Here is a 16,069-nt window from a genome sequence, read left to right as displayed (position 1 = left end):
GCGCTCAGAAGAAATAACGCGCGGCCATGCCGAACTGCCATTTCGGCTGCGGCGAGACCAGCAGCCCGGCCGGCGCTCCGTACGCGGCTTCGGATGAGAAGCGGTGCGGCTGCAGCACGGCAAACAGCGAAAGCTGGTACTGCTTCCAGTCCAGCACCGCACGCAGGTCATACCGCGTGTAGGCCGGCATGAAACGCAGTTGCGTCTGCGGCGTCCCCATGTAGTACGGAATGCCCGAGGTGAGGTAGGCATCGGCATTGACCGTCAGTTGCGCGCCTTGCAGCCGCTGGCGGTACTCGGCACCCAGCTTGACCTGGTGCCGCGGCACCGACAGCCGCGCCCCGGTGTTGGGCAGCGGGTTGTTCGCTTCGGCCTGGATGATGTGCCCGTAGCTGGCGTACACGGATACCGCGCGCAGGGGCCGCCAGCGGGCTTCGAGCTCATATCCCTTGCGCGTGGTATCGCCGACGGACTTGAACGAGCCATCCGGCTGCGCCACGATCTCGTCCTCGTTCAGCGTGTAGTAGGCCGCGGCGGTGACGGTCAGGTTGGTGGCCGGCGTGGCGGTGAAGCCGACATCGTAGGATTTCACCTTCGACGGCGACACGTCGTAGAGGGTCCCCCCGGGCGCGCCCAGCGGGCCGACCGGACCGCTGCTGCTGATCTGCTCAGCGGCCGGCGAGCGGAAGCCCTGCGCGACATTGGCGAACAGGTCCAGCCGTGGCAGCACCGACCAGACCGCGCCGAGCTTGGGCGTGGTCACGCCGGCGTAATAGTCGGTGCTTGCCGCCGGCAGCTTGCGGTTGACGATGTCGTAGTCGAACCAGTCGCGCCGCAGGCCGCCGGTCAGCTTGACCGTATCCACTGGCCTGACCTGGCCCTGGACGAACAGCCCGTAGGTCAGCAGGTCCAGCCCCTGCGCATTGATGTAGTTCGCGCTGGGCACGCCACGGACCCGGATCTGGCGCTGCGCGTCGCCGCGGTCCCGGCGCACCTCGGCGCCCACCATCAGCGCGGCCCGCTCGCCGAACGTGAAGTTGCTGGCGAGCCGTCCGCCGAAGATATTGCGGTCATCCGACCCCACCGTATGCTGCACGCTGCTGGTGGCAATGCCGCGCTCGCGCTCGAAGGTTTCGCCGTACAGCGTGGCGTACCAGCCGTCCTGGCCATTTGCCGGTGCGCGGTTCAGCGCGAACATCGAGCGCTTGCCGCTGCCGAACCCCGGCAGCCCGTACTGGGTCGAGCGCGGGTCCACCTTGCCCGACTGCAGGTCGCTCAGCAGCAGGTAGCCGGCGGCCGTCGATTCGGAGCGATAGTGGTTCAGCCGCAGGCTGTAGACGCCGTCGCCGATCCTGGCCGACAGCTTCCAGAACAAGTTGTCGCGGTCGGTGCTGCCATCGTGGCGATAGCTGTGCGTGCGGTAGATGTCGGCGATGAACAGCGACTGGATCGGCGGCGACTCGGGCCGCATCGCATAGCTGCCCGACAACACCAGCGACGCGCGCTTGCCCTCGTACCGGTCCAGCGCGATGCCGATGCTGGATGGGACCTCGCCCGCCTGCGTGCTGATCGGCACCGCGCCCGCGCGGTTCTGGTCGCCATACAGCGCGGAGACCGGGCCCTTGATGACATCGATCTGGCCGATCATGTCCGGCGTGAGCCATTCCAGGAACGCCGGGCCATGGCCGGCGCCGGCCTGGCTGGACGGCATGTTCTGCGGCACCCCGTCGACATACACCGCGGTGTCCGCGCCGTGCGTGCCTTGCGTGGCGAAGCCGCGCATGCGCAAGCCGTTGCCCGTATCGCCCTGGTCGATGTTGTTGGCGACCACGCCCGGAACCCGGCGGAACATGTTGGAGATATCGCGGCCGATATTGATGGTGCCCAGCTCTTCGGCCGTAACCACCGATACCGGGGCCGGCAGCCCGGTGCTGTCCGTGGTCACCACGGTACGCTTGCCCTGCAGGTTGACGTCGCTCTGCGCCACGACGTTGACTTCGGGGAGGACGGGATGATCGGCCTGGGCATAGGCGGCCTGGCTCAGCGCGCCGGAGGAAAGCGAGATCAGCGCGCAAGCCATGGGGCGTGCGGGACGAGGGTTTTGTTTTGGTTTGTTCTTCATGAGGCGCGCGGCAGCCGGCCGTATCTGCTAGGGGCCAAGGGCTTGCCGTACAGGATCGACGGACGTGAGTAAGCCTCCCGGTATTGCGTGGCGCATCGGGAGCGGGATCAGGCGAAACGGACGAGGACGCCGAAAAGGTCGGCGGTGCAGCGCCGCGGGATCAGGCGGCGGCGCAGTGCAGCGCCGGAGGCGCGCGCGAGGGAGGTGGGGAGAGGAAACGGGTGCGCCAGGTCGGCACCGTTAAATCGATCCACACCCGCGACAGCAGGCGCAGCACGATACGGAGCAGCCGCGCGACGATGGCCACGCTCAGGAGCAGATGCAGCCGCGGCGAGCACCACAGGCAATGGCAATCCGTGGTGCCGTCGTCAGGCGCTTCGTCCGTGTCCGCGATCGCTGCGGTGGCTGCCGCTGCCGCTGCGGCCGCGGCCGGGGCAACGGCATTGGCGTCGGCCACCACCGCCGCGGCCCGCGTTTCCGGCAAGGCATGCATGTGCGTCACCGCGCCCCACGATTGGACGAGAGCGAGCAGGAGCATGGCCCAGACGAGACGGACGAAGTCCGCAGGCTTGCGCATTCGGGGAAGCGGTGGCTGTGTCGAGGACGGCTATATTAACGCAACTCAATTGCAATGGTAAGCCGCTGCAACGGGTGAGCCGCGTTTTCGTCCTCAACTCACCACCAGGCGCGGATCCAGCCGCGACACGGCGAATTCCCGCGTATGGGTCACGAATGACTTCAGCAGGATCGAAGGCACCCGCTGCGCGGAGAACAGCACCGAGAAGTCCGTCGTCAGCAGCGGCTCGAACATCCGGAAGCAGACGCCGGTCCCGTGATAATCGAGCGCCGTGATCGGATCGATCAGCGCCACGCCCAGCCCCGCCTCGACGAACGCGCAGATGCTCCACGACACCTGCGTCTCCACCTGCAGCTTGCGCTCGATGCCGTAGGACGCAAACAGCGCGTCGATCTGCAGCCGCGAATCCAGCACGCGCGGGTGCGACACAAAACTCTCGCCCGCCAGGTCCTGGGGCGTGATTACCTCCTGGCTGCACAACCGGTGCCCCACCGGCAAGGCGCAGACCATCCGCGTGCTGAGCAGCCGCTCCCCATGGGTACTGGGATGGTTCATCGACAGGATGGCGAAGCCCACGTCGCAGCGCTGCTCCGAAACCATGTTCACCACGGTGCGGGACGAATGCGCCAGCAACGTGATCTGCGTCTGCGCGTGCTGCTGCATGAAGGCCGCGATGGCACGCGGCAGGAACGACAGCGCCAGCGCCGGGGCCGCGGCGATCTGCAATGAGCCGCGCTGCATGTCGCGGATCTCCAGCGCGGTCTGCGCGATGCGGTCGATGCCGACCAGCGAGCGCTGCACTTCCTCGAACAGCGCCTGCGCCTCGGCGGTCGGGTGCAGCCGGCCGCGCATCCGTTCGAACAGGGTAAACCCGACGCGCTCTTCCAGGTCGGCGATCAGCCGCGTCGTGGCCGGCTGCGAGATATGCAGGCATCTCGGCGGCGCGCGTGACCGTCTGGCAAAGCATCACGGCCCGGAAGGCTTCGAGCTGGCGGATTTTCATGCGGCAATTCTATAGCACGATGTTATGGACGTCGCAAAAAAAAGAATTTTCCAGCGCCAAAACATCGCCCTACTCTATGCCCAGACCGTATGCCTGCAGTCTTTTTTTCGTTGCGGTGCAACCATAACGGGTATGCATGGATTTGGTGATCGATTGCATTTTGATGGTGCACAGAAGGGAGGAAAAACATGAAACCACAAGTTCTGGCGGCAGCCCTTGCCACGTTGTGCGGCACGACCGCCGCCCTGGCCCAGCAACCCACGCTGTATGTCGGAGCCTATGGCGGCTCGACCGAGAAGGTGTTCAAGGAGAAGATCCTTCCGCCGTTCGAGGCGAAGCACAAGGTCAAGGTGGTGTACGTCCCCGGCAATTCCACCGACACGCTGGCCAAGCTGCAGGCGCAGAAGGCAAAGCAGGAGCTCGACGTGGTGCTGCTTGATGATGGCCCGATGTACCAGGCCATGCAGTTCGGCTTCTGCGACACCATCAAGGATGCGCCGGTCTACAAGGACCTGTACCCGCTGGCGAAGATGGGCGACAAGGCCACCGGCATCGGCGTGGTGGCCACCGGCCTCGCCTACAACGCCGAGGCCTTCAAAAAGGCCGGGCTGCCGAAGCCGGATTCCTGGGAAGTGCTGACCGACAAGAAGTACCGCCAGAAGATCGCGATCCCGCCAATCAGCAATACCTACGGCCTGCAGACGCTGATGCAGTTCGCCAAGATGCGCAAGGGCAGCGACCAGAACATCGATCCAGGCTTCACCGCGCTGACCAGGGAGGTCGGCCCCAATGTGCTGGCGTGGGAGCCGTCGCCGGGCAAGATGACCGAGCTGTTCCAGAACGGCGATATCACGCTGGCGGTCTGGGGCAGCGGCCGCGTGCAGAGCCTGAAGGACACGGGCTTCCCGGTCGAGTTCGTCTACCCGAAGGAAGGCGCGCCGGCGCTGCTGACCGCCGCCTGCCCGGTGGTGCAGAGCGATGTGCCCGAGCCATCGCAGGCACTGCTGCAGTATCTGCTGTCCCCCGAGGTGCAGGCGATCCTGGCGGACAGCCAGGGCTGGGGGCCGATCAACGGCAAGGTGAAGCTCGAGCCAAAGGTGGCGGCGAAGGTGCCATACGGCAAGGAGCAGATCGACAAGCTGCTGCCGACCAACTGGACGCTCGTCAATGAGAAGCGGGCCGAGTGGACCAATCGGTGGAACCGGACGGTGGAACGCTAACGGCATCCATCACCGCGTCGGTTTGCTCGCCGCACGGGGCGTCGGTGCGTTGGTATCCCGCAGTTCTGCCCGCGCCCGCCCTCTCCCCCGCCCCTCTCCCGCACGCGGGAGAGGGCAGCAAACAAGTGGCGTGCTGGCTTTGTCAGCAAGCAAAAAGCCCTGAGCCCCCCACGACAGCATCCGGATAACCATGAGCTTCCTCACACTGACCGGCCTCGCCAAGGCCTACGGCGGCGCCTTTGCCGTCGATAACCTGAGCCTCGACGTCCAGCGCGGAGAATTCCTGTCCCTGCTCGGGCCTTCGGGCTGCGGCAAGACCACCACGTTGCAGATGATCGCGGGCTTTATCGAGCCGACACGCGGGCGCATCGTGCTGGATGGGCGCGACATCACCGGGCTGCGTCCGGAAAAGCGCGGCATGGGCGTGGTGTTCCAGAGCTATGCGCTGTTTCCCCATATGACGGTCGCGGCAAATATCGGCTTCGGCCTGGAAATGCGCGGCGTGCCGGCGGGCGACCGCACGCGGCGCATTGACGAGGCCCTGGAGCTGGTACGCCTCAGTGGCCTCGGCAAGCGTTATCCGAAGGAGCTGTCCGGCGGCCAGCGCCAGCGCGTGGCCATTGCCCGTGCGCTGGCGATCCGGCCGGAAGTGCTGCTGCTCGATGAGCCGATGTCCAATCTCGACGCCAAGCTGCGCGAGGACATGCATATCGAGCTGCGCGCGATCCAGCGGCACCTGGGCATCACGACCATCCTGGTCACGCACGACCAGGTCGAGGCCATGACCATGAGCGACCGCATTGCGGTGATGCACGGCGGCCGCATCGTGCAACTGGCGACGCCGTTCGAAGCGTACGAGCGGCCCCAATCGGCGTTTGCTTCCGGCTTCCTCGGCAAGACCAACAGCATCCGTGGCGTGGTCGAGAACATCAACCCACGCTGCTGCGAGGTGCGCCTGGGCGACACCCTGGCGCACGTACCCCACGAAGGCCGCGAAGTCGGGCGCGACGTGCACGTCTACGTCCGCCCCGAGAAAATCCGCTTAGGCCAGGCTGGCGACGGCGGCATTCCCGCGACGGTGCAGACGCGGCTCTTCCTCGGCAACCACTGGATGCTGGAAGTCGACAGCGCGCTGGGCCGCCTGCGCGTAAGCCAGCCCAACCTCGGCGACGCGCCGCCGGCGGAAGGCGCGGCGGTAAGCGTGCTGTGGGCCGATCACGACCTGCGCGTGCTGACGACGGAGTCGCACCATGGCTGATACCGCTACGCCGGACCTGCACGGCGGCGTCGCCGCCCCTGCCTCTACGTCCACCAACCACAAGCCGCTCGCCAACGCCGCGCCGTGGCTGCTGTCGGCCCCTGCCCTGCTGCTGTTCTGCGGCCTGCTGCTGATCCCGCTGGCGCTGACGGCGTTGCTGTCCTTGCACGCCTTCGACGGCACCCGCGGCGTGCTGCCGCAGATGACCGCGGCCAACTACCTGGAGATCGTGGGCGACAGCTATTACCACGAGATCTTCCTGCGCACCGCGGGCATGGCGCTGGCGGTCACGTTGCTGGCGATCGTGTTCGGCGTGCCGGAGACCATCATCCTGGCGCGGATGCGCAGCCCGTGGCGCGGCCTGTTCCTGATCGTGATTCTCGGGCCGTTGCTGATCTCGGTGGTGGTGCGCACGCTGGGCTGGGCCATCCTGATGGGCAACAACGGCCTGATCAACGAGGCGCTGCAATGGCTGGGCCTTGTCGACGGACCGGTGAAGCTGGTCTTTACGCAGACCGGCGTGATCATCGCGCTGACGCACGTGATGATGCCGTTCATGGTGATCTCGGTGTGGGCCTCGCTGCAGAAGCTCGATCCGCAGGTGGAGCAGGCCGGCCAGGCTTTCGGTGCCTCGCCCTTCACCGTGTTCCGCCGCGTGGTGCTGCCGCAGATCATGCCGGGCATCCTGTCGGGCAGCATCATCGTGTTCGCGCTGTCCGCTTCGGCCTTCGCCACGCCGGCGATCCTGGGCGGGCGCAGGCTCAAGGTGGTTGCCACCGCCGCCTACGACGAATTCCTCAATACGTTGAACTGGCCGCTGGGCGCCGCGATCGCGGTGCTGCTGCTGATTGCCAACGTGATCGTCATTGTCGGCTGCAACCGGCTGGTGGAGCGCCGCTTCCGCCAGGTCTTCGAAGGTTAAGGAGCCACCATCATGCGCAAGAACGGCCTGCTCTCGCTGCTGTACCACAGCCTCTTTATCGCCTTCATGGTCGCGCCGCTGCTGGTGGTGATCGCGGTGTCCTTCACCGGCAAGGGCTATATCTCGATGCCCACCGACGGCCTGTCGCTGCGCTGGTTCCGCGCCATCGGCGACGCGCGCGAAATCGTCGGCGCGTTCCGGCTGTCGCTGACGCTCGGGCTGGTCAGCGCCACCATCGCCGTGGCGCTGGCGGTGCCGGCGGCGCTGGCGCTGGCGCGCCATCGCTTTCCCGGCCGCGGTGCGCTGATGGGGTTCTTCCTGTCGCCGCTGATGATTCCACACGTCGTGCTTGGGGTGGCGTTCCTGCGCTTCTTCACCACGCTGGGCGTGACCGGCTCGTTCCTCTGGCTGGCGCTGACGCATGTGGTGGTGGTGATGCCCTACGCGTTGCGGCTGGTGCTGGCCGCGGCCACGGGGCTCGATCGCGATGCCGAGCGCGCCGCGTTGTCGCTGGGCGCCAACCGCTTCACCGCGTTCCGCCGCGTGGTGCTGCCGCTGATCCTGCCCGGCGTGGCCGGTGGCTGGATGCTCGCGTTTATCCAGAGCTTCGACGAACTGACCATGACGGTGTTCGTGGCCACGCCCGGCACGACCACGCTGCCGGTCGCAATGTACCACCAGATCGCCCAGACCATCGACCCGCTGGTGGCTTCGGTCTCCACCGTGCTGATCGTGGGCACGCTGGTGCTGATGGTGCTGCTCGACCGCATCGTGGGCCTGGACCGCGTGCTGATCGGCAGGCATTGAGCGGCACGGCTCCCTACAACTTCCATTCATATGACGACAAGCGATCTGATCGTGATCGGCGGCGGCCTGGTCGGCACCGCCATCGCCTATGGCGCGGCCCGGCACGGCGCGCGCGTCACCGTGCTCGACGAGGGCGACGATGCCTTCCGTGCCTCGCGCGGCAACTTCGGGCTGGTCTGGGTGCAGGGCAAGGGCTTCGGCATGGCGCCCTATGCGCGCTGGACCGTGGGCTCGGCCCGGCTCTGGCCGCAGTTGCGCGACGCGCTGCGCGACGAAACCGGCATCGACGTGCAGCTCAGGCAGCCAGGCGGCTTTCACCTGTGTTTCTCCGCGCAGGACATGGCGGAACGCCAGCAGCGCCTGCAACGCATCCAGCATGACCTGGGCGGCGATTATCCGTTCGAGATGCTCGATCATCATGCGCTGGCGCAACGGCTGCCCGGCGTGGGGCCGGATGTGATCGGCGCCAGCTATACACCGATGGACGGGCACACCAATCCGCTGAAGCTGCTGCGCGCGCTGCACACCGCCTGCCAGCGCCGCGGTGTGCGCATCCTGGGCCGGCACGGCGCGCAGCGGATCACGCCCGAAGCGGGCGGTTTTACCGTCCAGGCCGGCAAGACCCGCTTCGCGGCACCGCGCATCGTGCTTGCCGCCGGCCTGGGCAATCGCGCGCTGGCCGCACAGGTGGGCCTGCATGCCCCGGTGGCACCCAACCGCGGGCAGGTGCTGATCGGCGAGCGCGCGGCGCATTTCCTCGACTTCCCCACGACCTACGTGCGCCAGACCGACGAAGGCACGATCCAGCTCGGCGACTCGATGGAGGACGTGGGTCTGGACGATGGCACCACCGTTGACGTGCTCGCCAGCATCGCGCAACGCGGCGTGCGCAGCTTCCCGGCGCTGGCCGGACTCAAGCTGGTGCGCGCTTGGGGCGCGCTACGCGTGATGAGCCCGGACGGTTATCCGATCTACCAGCAGAGCGCCAGTCATCCGGGCGCTTTCGTCACTACCTGCCACAGCGGCGTCACGCTGGCGGCCGCGCATGCCTTGCTGGTCGCCCCATGGGTGGCCGGCGGCGCGCAGCCGCCGGGCATCGACGTCTTTGCGGGCGACCGCTTCCTGAACGCCAACCAGCCACTCCATCATGCCCACTGAGACCTTGTTCCAGAGGATCGCCGCGCCCGCTCCGACGGTCACCATCGACTTCAACGGCGCCCCGCTGCAGGTGCCGGCACAATGCAGCGTCGCCGCGGCACTGCTGGCCAGCGGTGTCACGCGCTTGCGCAATTCCCCCGTCAGCGGCGCACCGCGCGCGCCGTACTGCATGATGGGCGTGTGCTTCGAATGCCTGATGGAGATCGACGGCGAGCCCAGCCGGCAGAGCTGCCTGGTCACGGTACGCGAAGGGATGCGGGTGCGCACGCAGGACGGCGCCCGCACGCTGCCCTTGCCGCCCGTGCAGATCGATCGCGCAGCGGAGGTCGAACATGGCTGATCTCGACGTCGATATCGCGATCATCGGCGCGGGCCCGGCCGGCATGGCCGCCGCGATCGCCGCCACCGCCAACGGCGCGCGCGTGGCGCTGCTCGACGAGCAGGAAGCCTGCGGCGGCCAGATTTATCGCGCGATCCAGAGCGCGCCGGCGCAACGCGTGCGCATCCTCGGCCCCGACTATGCCGCCGGGCGTGCATTGGCCGACCGCTTCGCCGCCTGCGGCGCGCTGCATCTCACCGGAGCCGCGGTCTGGCAGGTCACGCGCGAGCACACCGTGCACTATCTGCGCGGCGGCAGCGTCGCCAGCCTGCAGGCAAGGCAGGTCATCCTGTGCACCGGCGCGATGGAGCGTCCCTTCCCGATCCCGGGATGGACCCTGCCCGGCGTGCTGACCGCGGGGGCCGCGCAGATCCTGCTCAAGAGCGCCGATGTGGTCCCGGCCGAGCCGGTGGTGCTGGCGGGCTGCGGGCCGCTGCTCTACCTGCTGGGGTGGCAGTATGTGCGCGCCGGGGTGCCGATCCGCGCCATCGTCGATACGACCGACGGCGCCGACCACCAGCGCGCGCTTGCGCACCTGGGCAGCGCCCTCGCCGGCTGGCGTTACCTGAAGAAGGGGCTGGCGCTGATGCGCGCGTTAAAACGCAGCGGCGTGCCGTTCTACAAGGGCGCGACCGGCCTGCAGGTGGAAGGCGAGGATGCGGTGCAGGCACTGCGCTTCAGCAGCGGCGGCCACGCCCAGCGCATCGCAACGCGCGCCGTGCTGCTGCACCAGGGCGTGGTGCCGAACACCCAGTTCACCTGGGCGCTGCGCGCCGCGCATCGCTGGGACGACGCGCAGCTTTGCTGGCAGCCGGTGGTCGATGACTGGGGCGCGCTGGATATCCCCGGCATCCTGGTCGCGGGCGATGGCCGCGGCATCGGCGGCGCCGTGGCGGCGGCGCTGCAGGGCGAGCTGGCGGGCCTTGCCGCCGCGCACCATGTCGGCAAACTCGACGCCGCACGACGCGACCGCCTGGCGGCGCCGCTGCGCGCGGCGCTGCGATCGCACCTCAGCATCCGGCCTTTCCTCGATGCGTTGTACCGGCCCAAGCCGGCCAACCGCGTGCCGGCCGACGACGTGATCGTCTGCCGCTGCGAGGAAGTGACCGCCGGCGATATCCGTGGTTTTGTGGCGCTTGGCTGCAGCGGCCCCAACCAGACCAAGTCGTTCGGACGCTGCGGGATGGGCCCGTGCCAGGGCCGCCAGTGCGGACTGACCGTGACCGAGATCATCGCCGACGCGCGCAAGGTCTCGCCGCAGGAAGTGGGCTACTACCGCATCCGCCCGCCGATCAAGCCGATCACGCTCGGGGAGCTGGCCCGTGAAGCCTCAAACTGATCGCGGCAGCGCCACCGGCGCCGACGTCATCGTCATCGGCGGCGGGCTGCAGGGCACCTCCAGCGCGCTGCACCTGGCGCGCCGCGGCCTGCGCGTCACGCTGCTGGAAGCCGAGTATTGCGGCCGCCATGCCTCCGGCGTCAATGCGGGCGGCGTGCGCACGCTGGGCCGGCATCTCGCCGAGATCCCGCTGGCGCTTGCGTCGCGCGAGCTGTGGCACCGGCTTGCCGAGCTGACCGGCGACGATGCGGACTTCGTGCCGAGCGGACAGCTGAAGGTGGCGGAAACCGATGCGGAACTCGTGGTGCTGCGCCAACGCGTGGCGGAACTCGAGGCCCACGGCTTCACCCACGAGACCCTCGTCGACGGCCATACCGTGCGCGAACTCGTCCCCGCCATCGCGCCGCATGTCACCGGCGCGATCTGGGTGCGCGACGATGGCCATGCGCTGCCCTATCGTGCCGTCACCGCCTTTCGCCGGGCCGCGGAGCGCGCGGGCGTGACTGTCCACGAGGCGACGCCGGCGCAGCGCGTGGAATACAGCGGGAGCCAGTGGCAGGTCAGCACGCCGCGCGGCGTGTTCCGCGCCGGCCGCCTGGTCAATACAGCCGGCGCCTGGGCCGGCGAGTTCGCGGCGCAGATCGGCGAGCCCGTGCCGGTAGAGGCCGGTGGCCTGATGCTGATGATCACCCATCGCGTCGCGCCGTTCGTCAAGCCTGTACTTGGCGCGACCGGACGGGCGCTGTCATTCAAGCAGTTTGCCAACGGCACGGTGCTGATCGGCGGCGGCCTGCGCTGCGCGGCCGATGTGCAGGCGCGCCACGGTGAGGTCGACATGCTCGAACTCGGCACCAGCGCGCAGACCGTGACCGCCCTCTTTCCGCATCTGGGGCCGCTTGGCATCAATCGCGCATGGGCCGGCGTGGAAGCATTCATGCCCGACCAGATCCCGGTCATCAGTCCAAGCCGCACGGCCCCTGGCGTGGTGCATGCGTTCGGGTTTTCCGCGCATGGCTTCGAGCTGGGCCCTGTTGTCGGGCAGATCGTCGCCGAGCTGGTTACCGAAGGACGCAGTACATTGCCGATCGACGCATTCGCCATCGACCGCTTCCACCATCCCCGCGCCGCCGTTGCCGGTGCGTTGCGGGATTAGACATCGTTGCTGTTCAACCCTGACTCTTGAGGAAATACAGATGAGCAATATCCAGCGCTTCGAATCGAGCAAACGCCTGTCCCGCCTGGTCGTGCATAACGGCGTGGTCTATGTTGCCGGGGTCACCGCAAGCGACAACTCAGGCGATATCGGCGCGCAGACGCGCGACGTGCTCGCGAAGATCGAGAGCTATCTCGCCAGCGTCGGCAGCGACAAGACGAAACTGCTGTCCGCGCAGATCTGGCTCAAGGACATCGACAAGGATTTCGCCGGCATGAATGCGGCGTGGGAAACGTGGATCCCGGAGGATGCGGTGCCGACCCGCGCCACCTGCGAAGCGAAGCTGGCGCGGCCAGAATTGCTGGTCGAGATTATTGTGACTGCGGCGGCTTAGGGCCGTCGGGCATGCCTCTCCCAAAGGCATGCAACGCCGAGACGTCGAGCACATGGATCGTGCCGTACTGCATGCGAACCAGGCCCCCTGCCTCCAGTTCATGCAGGGCACGGTTCACCACCTGGCGCGACAGCCCACACAGCCGGGCGATCTCCTCCTGCGAAATGCGCAGGACCTCCGAGGTCGCGGTGCACAAGGCCGGATTGAACAGTTCCGCGACGCAGATCGCCACCTGGGCCGTGGTGGTCTGCATGCGGTAACTCTCCACCACCGCAACAAACTGGCCGAGGCGCGCGTTCAACTGCCGCACCAGGAACTGGTTAAAGCCCAGACTGGTTTCAAACAACCAGTCAAAGGTCTCCGCCGGCACCAACGCGATCCAGCTGTCGCGCAGCGTGACCACTTCGTAGGGGCGAAGCTCGCGCTTGAGCAGCGCCCCTTCTCCCAGCCATCCACCGGCGGAAACGCCGATAAACGTCGTGCCACGGCCATCCGGCGCTACGGTGTTGACCTTCACCATGCCGTCCAGCACGCCAACCCAATGCAGCGCCGCCGCGCCTTGCTGGCAGACTACCGCGCCCGCGGGGTAGCAAGACACGCGCGTGTCGCGCTCAACGCGCGCGAGCTGTTCTGGAGTGAGGTGTTGCATCCACGGCGCTTCCCGCAGGCGATCGCGCATGGCGGCTTGTGAATCGGGCAAAAGTCCCTCGCAAGTTAGTGGAGCGGCGCTTCCATGGCGCTCCGACGCATCAACCATTGCCTGCCCTTCTCAACGCCGCGCCGACTTCTCCGTAGAAGGCCCGCAGTTTCTCCACCTCGACATCCACCGGCAGCAAGGCAGGCCACAGCAACGCCACCATATCTCTGGCGGTCTTGTCGATATCCACCTGCCGCTGCCGGGCGATCGCATCCCACAGGATGTGCTCCATCGGCCCGAGGATGGCCGAGCGCAGCAGGCTCAGCGGCAGGTCATCGCGGATCTCGCCGTTGTCCCGCGCCCGCGCCAGCAAGTCCATCAACGGCGCCGTGTAGCGGCGCTGCAGCGGCACGAACACCTCTCCCAGCCCCGGCCCCCTGGCGCGGCCCTCTGACAGCACCAGCGCGCACAAGCCTGTGCCCTGGATCAGGAACAGCCGCAGGTGGGTCCTGACAAAGAACTCCAGCTGCACCTTGGTGCTCTGCCCGTGCGGCATGCCTTGCTCGACGGTGCCGATGATCTCGTCATACCAGTCCTCGATCACGCGTACGCATAGCTCGCGCTTGCCATGGAAGTAGGTGAACACCGTGCCTTCGGAGATACCCAGGCGCTGCGCGATCTCGGTGGTGGTGGTGCGCTCATAGCCGAGCTCGGCGAATACCTCGCGGCTGACACGCAGGATGTCCCGGATGCGTTGTTCCGCCTTGGCGCCTGCGGGCACACGGCGGGGCGACGTGACGTCTTCCATCTTGATTGAGTCCTTGCTTGCCCGAAGGCGAGATTATAGGGCGGCCCGGGCTGCGACTTGAGCTTTACTCAAGTTTAGGTTGCCATTTCGATTGGCACCATGTATTTTTCAACCAGCGCACCAACAGGCGTCAGGCGGACGACGGAAGAATTGCGCAATAATCCGGCTTGGCCGCCCAAACATCCGGGAAAACCCGGAGACGCCGCCCAAGAATCCACCGATCCGATATTTTGTTGAGGAACACTCACATATATCCGGCGAGACGAACCACAACCGGGCTTTGGAGACAAGTATGACGATGCAGGCCGAGTCCTCTCCCACCATCCTGCCGATCGGCGGGCTGTCGCATGTGAGGGGGGACACCACCATTCCGCTGTCGGAGCAGACCGTGCCGGAGTTGCTGGCGCAAGCGGTGGCGCGCTATCCCGAGCGGGAAGCCGTTGCCTTTCGCGAACAAGGGGTGCGCTGGAACTGGCGCGAATTCGCCGACGCCGTGGACGCGCTGGCGGCAGGGCTGCACACGCTGGGGCTGGAGAAAGGCGACCGGGTCGGCATCTGGTCTCCCAACCGGGTCGAATGGCTGGTGACGCAGTTCGCCACCGCGCGGCTGGGGCTGGTGCTGGTGAACATCAATCCCGCCTACCGCCTGTCCGAGCTGGAGTACGCGCTGAACAAGGTGGGCGTCAAGGCGATCGTCGCGGCGGAAGCCTTCAAGACCTCGAAGTACCTGGAGATGCTGCAGGTGCTCGCCCCGGAACTGGCCGCCTGCGAGCCGGGCGCGTTGCAGGCGGCGCGGTTGCCGGCGCTGCGCTGCGTGATCCGCATGGGCGACGACCCTACGCCCGGGATGCTGCGCTATGCCGACGTGATGGCGCGCGGCACCGGCGTGGCGCGCGCGACGCTGGATGCCATCACGGCACAGCTCGACCGCCATGACCCGATCAACGTGCAGTTCACCAGCGGCACCACGGGCGCGCCCAAGGGCGCCACGCTGACCCATCGCAATATCGTCAACAACGCACGCTTCATTGCCATGGCGATGCGTTTCTCCGAACAGGACAAGCTCTGCATCCCGGTGCCCTTCTATCACTGCTTCGGCATGGTGCTGTCGGTGCTGGCCTGCGTGTCCACCGGCGCGGCCATGGTGTTCCCGGGGCAGGCGTTCGAGCCGGAAGCCACCATGCAGGCAGTCAGCGAAGAACGCTGCACGGCACTGCATGGCGTGCCGACCATGTTTATCGCCCAGCTCGATCACCCGAACTTCTCGCAGTACGACTTCTCTTCGCTGCGCACCGGCATCATGGCCGGGTCGCCCTGCCCGATCGAGACCATGAAGCGCGTGGTGTCGCAGATGCATATGTCCGAGGTGACCATCGCCTACGGCATGACGGAGACGAGCCCGGTCTCGTTCCAGAGCAGCACCACCGATCCGCTGGACAAGCGCACCACCACGGTGGGCCGCATCCAGCCGCATCTGGAAGTGAAGATCGTGGATCACGCAGGGGCCACGGTGCCGGTCGGCGAAACCGGCGAGCTGTGTACCCGCGGCTATTCGGTGATGCTGGGCTACTGGGATGACGAGGCACGTACCGCCGAAGCGATCCGCGACGGCTGGATGCACACCGGCGACCTCGCCACCATCGACGCAGAAGGCTACTGCAATATCGTCGGCCGCGTGAAGGACATGCTGATCCGCGGCGGCGAGAACATCTATCCGCGCGAGATCGAAGAGTTCCTGTTCCGCCATCCCAAAGTCCAGGCAGTGCAGGTGTTCGGCGTTCCCGATCCGAAGTTTGGCGAGGAGGTCTGCGCGTGGATCGTGCTCAAGCCCGGCGCGACTGCCACGGAAGATGAGATCCGCGATTTCTGCCGCGACCAGATCGCGCATTACAAGGTGCCGCGCTACATCCGCTTTGTCGACGAGATGCCGATGACCATTACCGGCAAGGTACAGAAGTTCGTGATGCGCGAGCGCATGACGCAGGAACTGAAGCTCAGCGAAACCAGGACGGCCTGACGCGCTGGCGCCGGTGCGCGCCACCGGCCTTTCCCCCGATTCCACAGACAACACCAGAGACGACACCGCTATGAACACCCTGCCCGGCCTGAAGTTCGACCTCGGCGAAGACATTGAAATGCTGCGCGATTCCGTGCGCGCCTGGGCCCAGGCCGAACTGGCACCGCGCGCCGCCGAGATCGACCGCACCGACCAGTTCCCGATGGACACCTGGAAGAAGATGGGCGACCTGGGCGTGCTCGGCATCACCGTGGCCGAGGAATACGGCGGCGCCA

Annotated in this window: 16 protein-coding genes; 11 read left to right on the top strand and 5 right to left on the bottom strand. The window is 67.0% G+C overall.

The genetic code is table 11. From position 1 onward, the window contains the following. Nucleotides 1-4: 4 nt before the first annotated feature. The 3 genes from AB1I47_RS13685 to AB1I47_RS13675 all read right to left on the bottom strand — a co-directional run bounded on the left by AB1I47_RS13685 (nt 5) and on the right by AB1I47_RS13675 (nt 3,551). Entirely contained in the window at nt 5-2,080 is a 2,076-nt protein-coding gene (locus AB1I47_RS13685) for a TonB-dependent receptor (RefSeq protein ID WP_354684288.1), read from the bottom strand. A gap of 202 nt (nt 2,081-2,282) precedes the next feature. Next, complete coding sequence (locus AB1I47_RS13680) at nt 2,283-2,699, bottom strand: hypothetical protein (RefSeq protein WP_354684287.1); 417 nt, start codon at nt 2,697-2,699, stop codon at nt 2,283-2,285. 93 nt (nt 2,700-2,792) lie between these two features. Beyond that, complete coding sequence (locus AB1I47_RS13675; protein ID WP_354684286.1) at nt 2,793-3,551, bottom strand: LysR substrate-binding domain-containing protein; 759 nt, start codon at nt 3,549-3,551, stop codon at nt 2,793-2,795. A 339-nt stretch (nt 3,552-3,890) separates the two neighbouring features. Between AB1I47_RS13675 and AB1I47_RS13670 the strand changes: the two genes are divergently transcribed. The 9 genes from AB1I47_RS13670 to AB1I47_RS13630 all read left to right on the top strand — a co-directional run bounded on the left by AB1I47_RS13670 (nt 3,891) and on the right by AB1I47_RS13630 (nt 12,332). Further along, nucleotides 3,891-4,922, top strand: coding sequence for an ABC transporter substrate-binding protein (locus AB1I47_RS13670; RefSeq protein ID WP_354684285.1), 1,032 nt, complete (start codon nt 3,891-3,893; stop codon nt 4,920-4,922). A gap of 190 nt (nt 4,923-5,112) precedes the next feature. Continuing rightward, nucleotides 5,113-6,180, top strand: coding sequence for an ABC transporter ATP-binding protein (locus AB1I47_RS13665; RefSeq protein WP_354684284.1), 1,068 nt, complete (start codon nt 5,113-5,115; stop codon nt 6,178-6,180). Further along, nucleotides 6,173-7,102 carry an ABC transporter permease gene (locus AB1I47_RS13660; RefSeq protein WP_354684283.1) on the top strand — a complete coding sequence of 310 codons (930 nt, stop codon included), beginning with the start codon at nt 6,173-6,175 and terminating at the stop codon, nt 7,100-7,102. The genes AB1I47_RS13665 and AB1I47_RS13660 overlap by 8 nt, the downstream gene beginning before the upstream one ends. A 12-nt stretch (nt 7,103-7,114) precedes the next feature. Then, nucleotides 7,115-7,909, top strand: coding sequence for an ABC transporter permease (locus tag AB1I47_RS13655; RefSeq protein ID WP_354684282.1), 795 nt, complete (start codon nt 7,115-7,117; stop codon nt 7,907-7,909). A 30-nt stretch (nt 7,910-7,939) separates the two neighbouring features. Further along, on the top strand, nt 7,940-9,067 hold the full coding sequence (locus tag AB1I47_RS13650) for an NAD(P)/FAD-dependent oxidoreductase (RefSeq protein ID WP_354684281.1): 1,128 nt from the start codon (nt 7,940-7,942) through the stop codon (nt 9,065-9,067). Further along, a complete protein-coding gene (locus tag AB1I47_RS13645; protein WP_354684280.1) occupies nt 9,057-9,407 on the top strand; it encodes a (2Fe-2S)-binding protein in 351 nt (116 codons plus the stop codon). The genes AB1I47_RS13650 and AB1I47_RS13645 overlap by 11 nt, the downstream gene beginning before the upstream one ends. Then, complete coding sequence (locus AB1I47_RS13640; RefSeq protein WP_354684279.1) at nt 9,400-10,785, top strand: FAD/NAD(P)-dependent oxidoreductase; 1,386 nt, start codon at nt 9,400-9,402, stop codon at nt 10,783-10,785. The genes AB1I47_RS13645 and AB1I47_RS13640 overlap by 8 nt, the downstream gene beginning before the upstream one ends. Continuing rightward, nucleotides 10,769-11,938, top strand: coding sequence for an NAD(P)/FAD-dependent oxidoreductase (locus AB1I47_RS13635; protein ID WP_354684278.1), 1,170 nt, complete (start codon nt 10,769-10,771; stop codon nt 11,936-11,938). Before AB1I47_RS13640 ends, AB1I47_RS13635 begins: the two co-directional genes overlap by 17 nt. 40 nt (nt 11,939-11,978) lie before the next feature. Next, nucleotides 11,979-12,332 (top strand): RidA family protein, encoded by a 354-nt coding sequence (locus AB1I47_RS13630; protein ID WP_354684277.1) that lies wholly within the window; start codon nt 11,979-11,981, stop codon nt 12,330-12,332. Here the strand turns inward: AB1I47_RS13630 and AB1I47_RS13625 are convergent. Together AB1I47_RS13625 and AB1I47_RS13620 are read right to left on the bottom strand one after the other, a co-directional pair. Continuing rightward, complete coding sequence (locus AB1I47_RS13625; RefSeq protein ID WP_354684276.1) at nt 12,310-13,011, bottom strand: Crp/Fnr family transcriptional regulator; 702 nt, start codon at nt 13,009-13,011, stop codon at nt 12,310-12,312. The two genes, AB1I47_RS13630 and AB1I47_RS13625, sit on opposite strands and share 23 nt — an antisense overlap. Nucleotides 13,012-13,081: 70 nt before the next feature. Continuing rightward, a complete protein-coding gene (locus AB1I47_RS13620; RefSeq protein ID WP_354684275.1) occupies nt 13,082-13,777 on the bottom strand; it encodes a TetR/AcrR family transcriptional regulator in 696 nt (231 codons plus the stop codon). A 292-nt stretch (nt 13,778-14,069) separates the two neighbouring features. On the opposite strand from AB1I47_RS13620, the gene AB1I47_RS13615 reads away from it, so the two are divergent. Beyond that, nucleotides 14,070-15,794: an AMP-binding protein gene (locus AB1I47_RS13615; protein ID WP_354684274.1), complete on the top strand. Its 1,725-nt coding sequence runs from the start codon at nt 14,070-14,072 to the stop codon at nt 15,792-15,794. A 70-nt stretch (nt 15,795-15,864) separates the two neighbouring features. Beyond that, a partial coding sequence (locus tag AB1I47_RS13610; RefSeq protein WP_354684273.1) for an acyl-CoA dehydrogenase family protein occupies nt 15,865-16,069 on the top strand: 205 nt, incomplete at its 3' end.

The sequence above is a fragment of the Cupriavidus necator genome, from assembly GCF_040578825.1.
Taxonomy (GTDB): domain Bacteria; phylum Pseudomonadota; class Gammaproteobacteria; order Burkholderiales; family Burkholderiaceae; genus Cupriavidus; species Cupriavidus necator_E.
The sequence above is the reverse complement of the archived record's forward strand: the minus strand, read 5'-3'. Positions and strand labels throughout refer to the sequence as shown.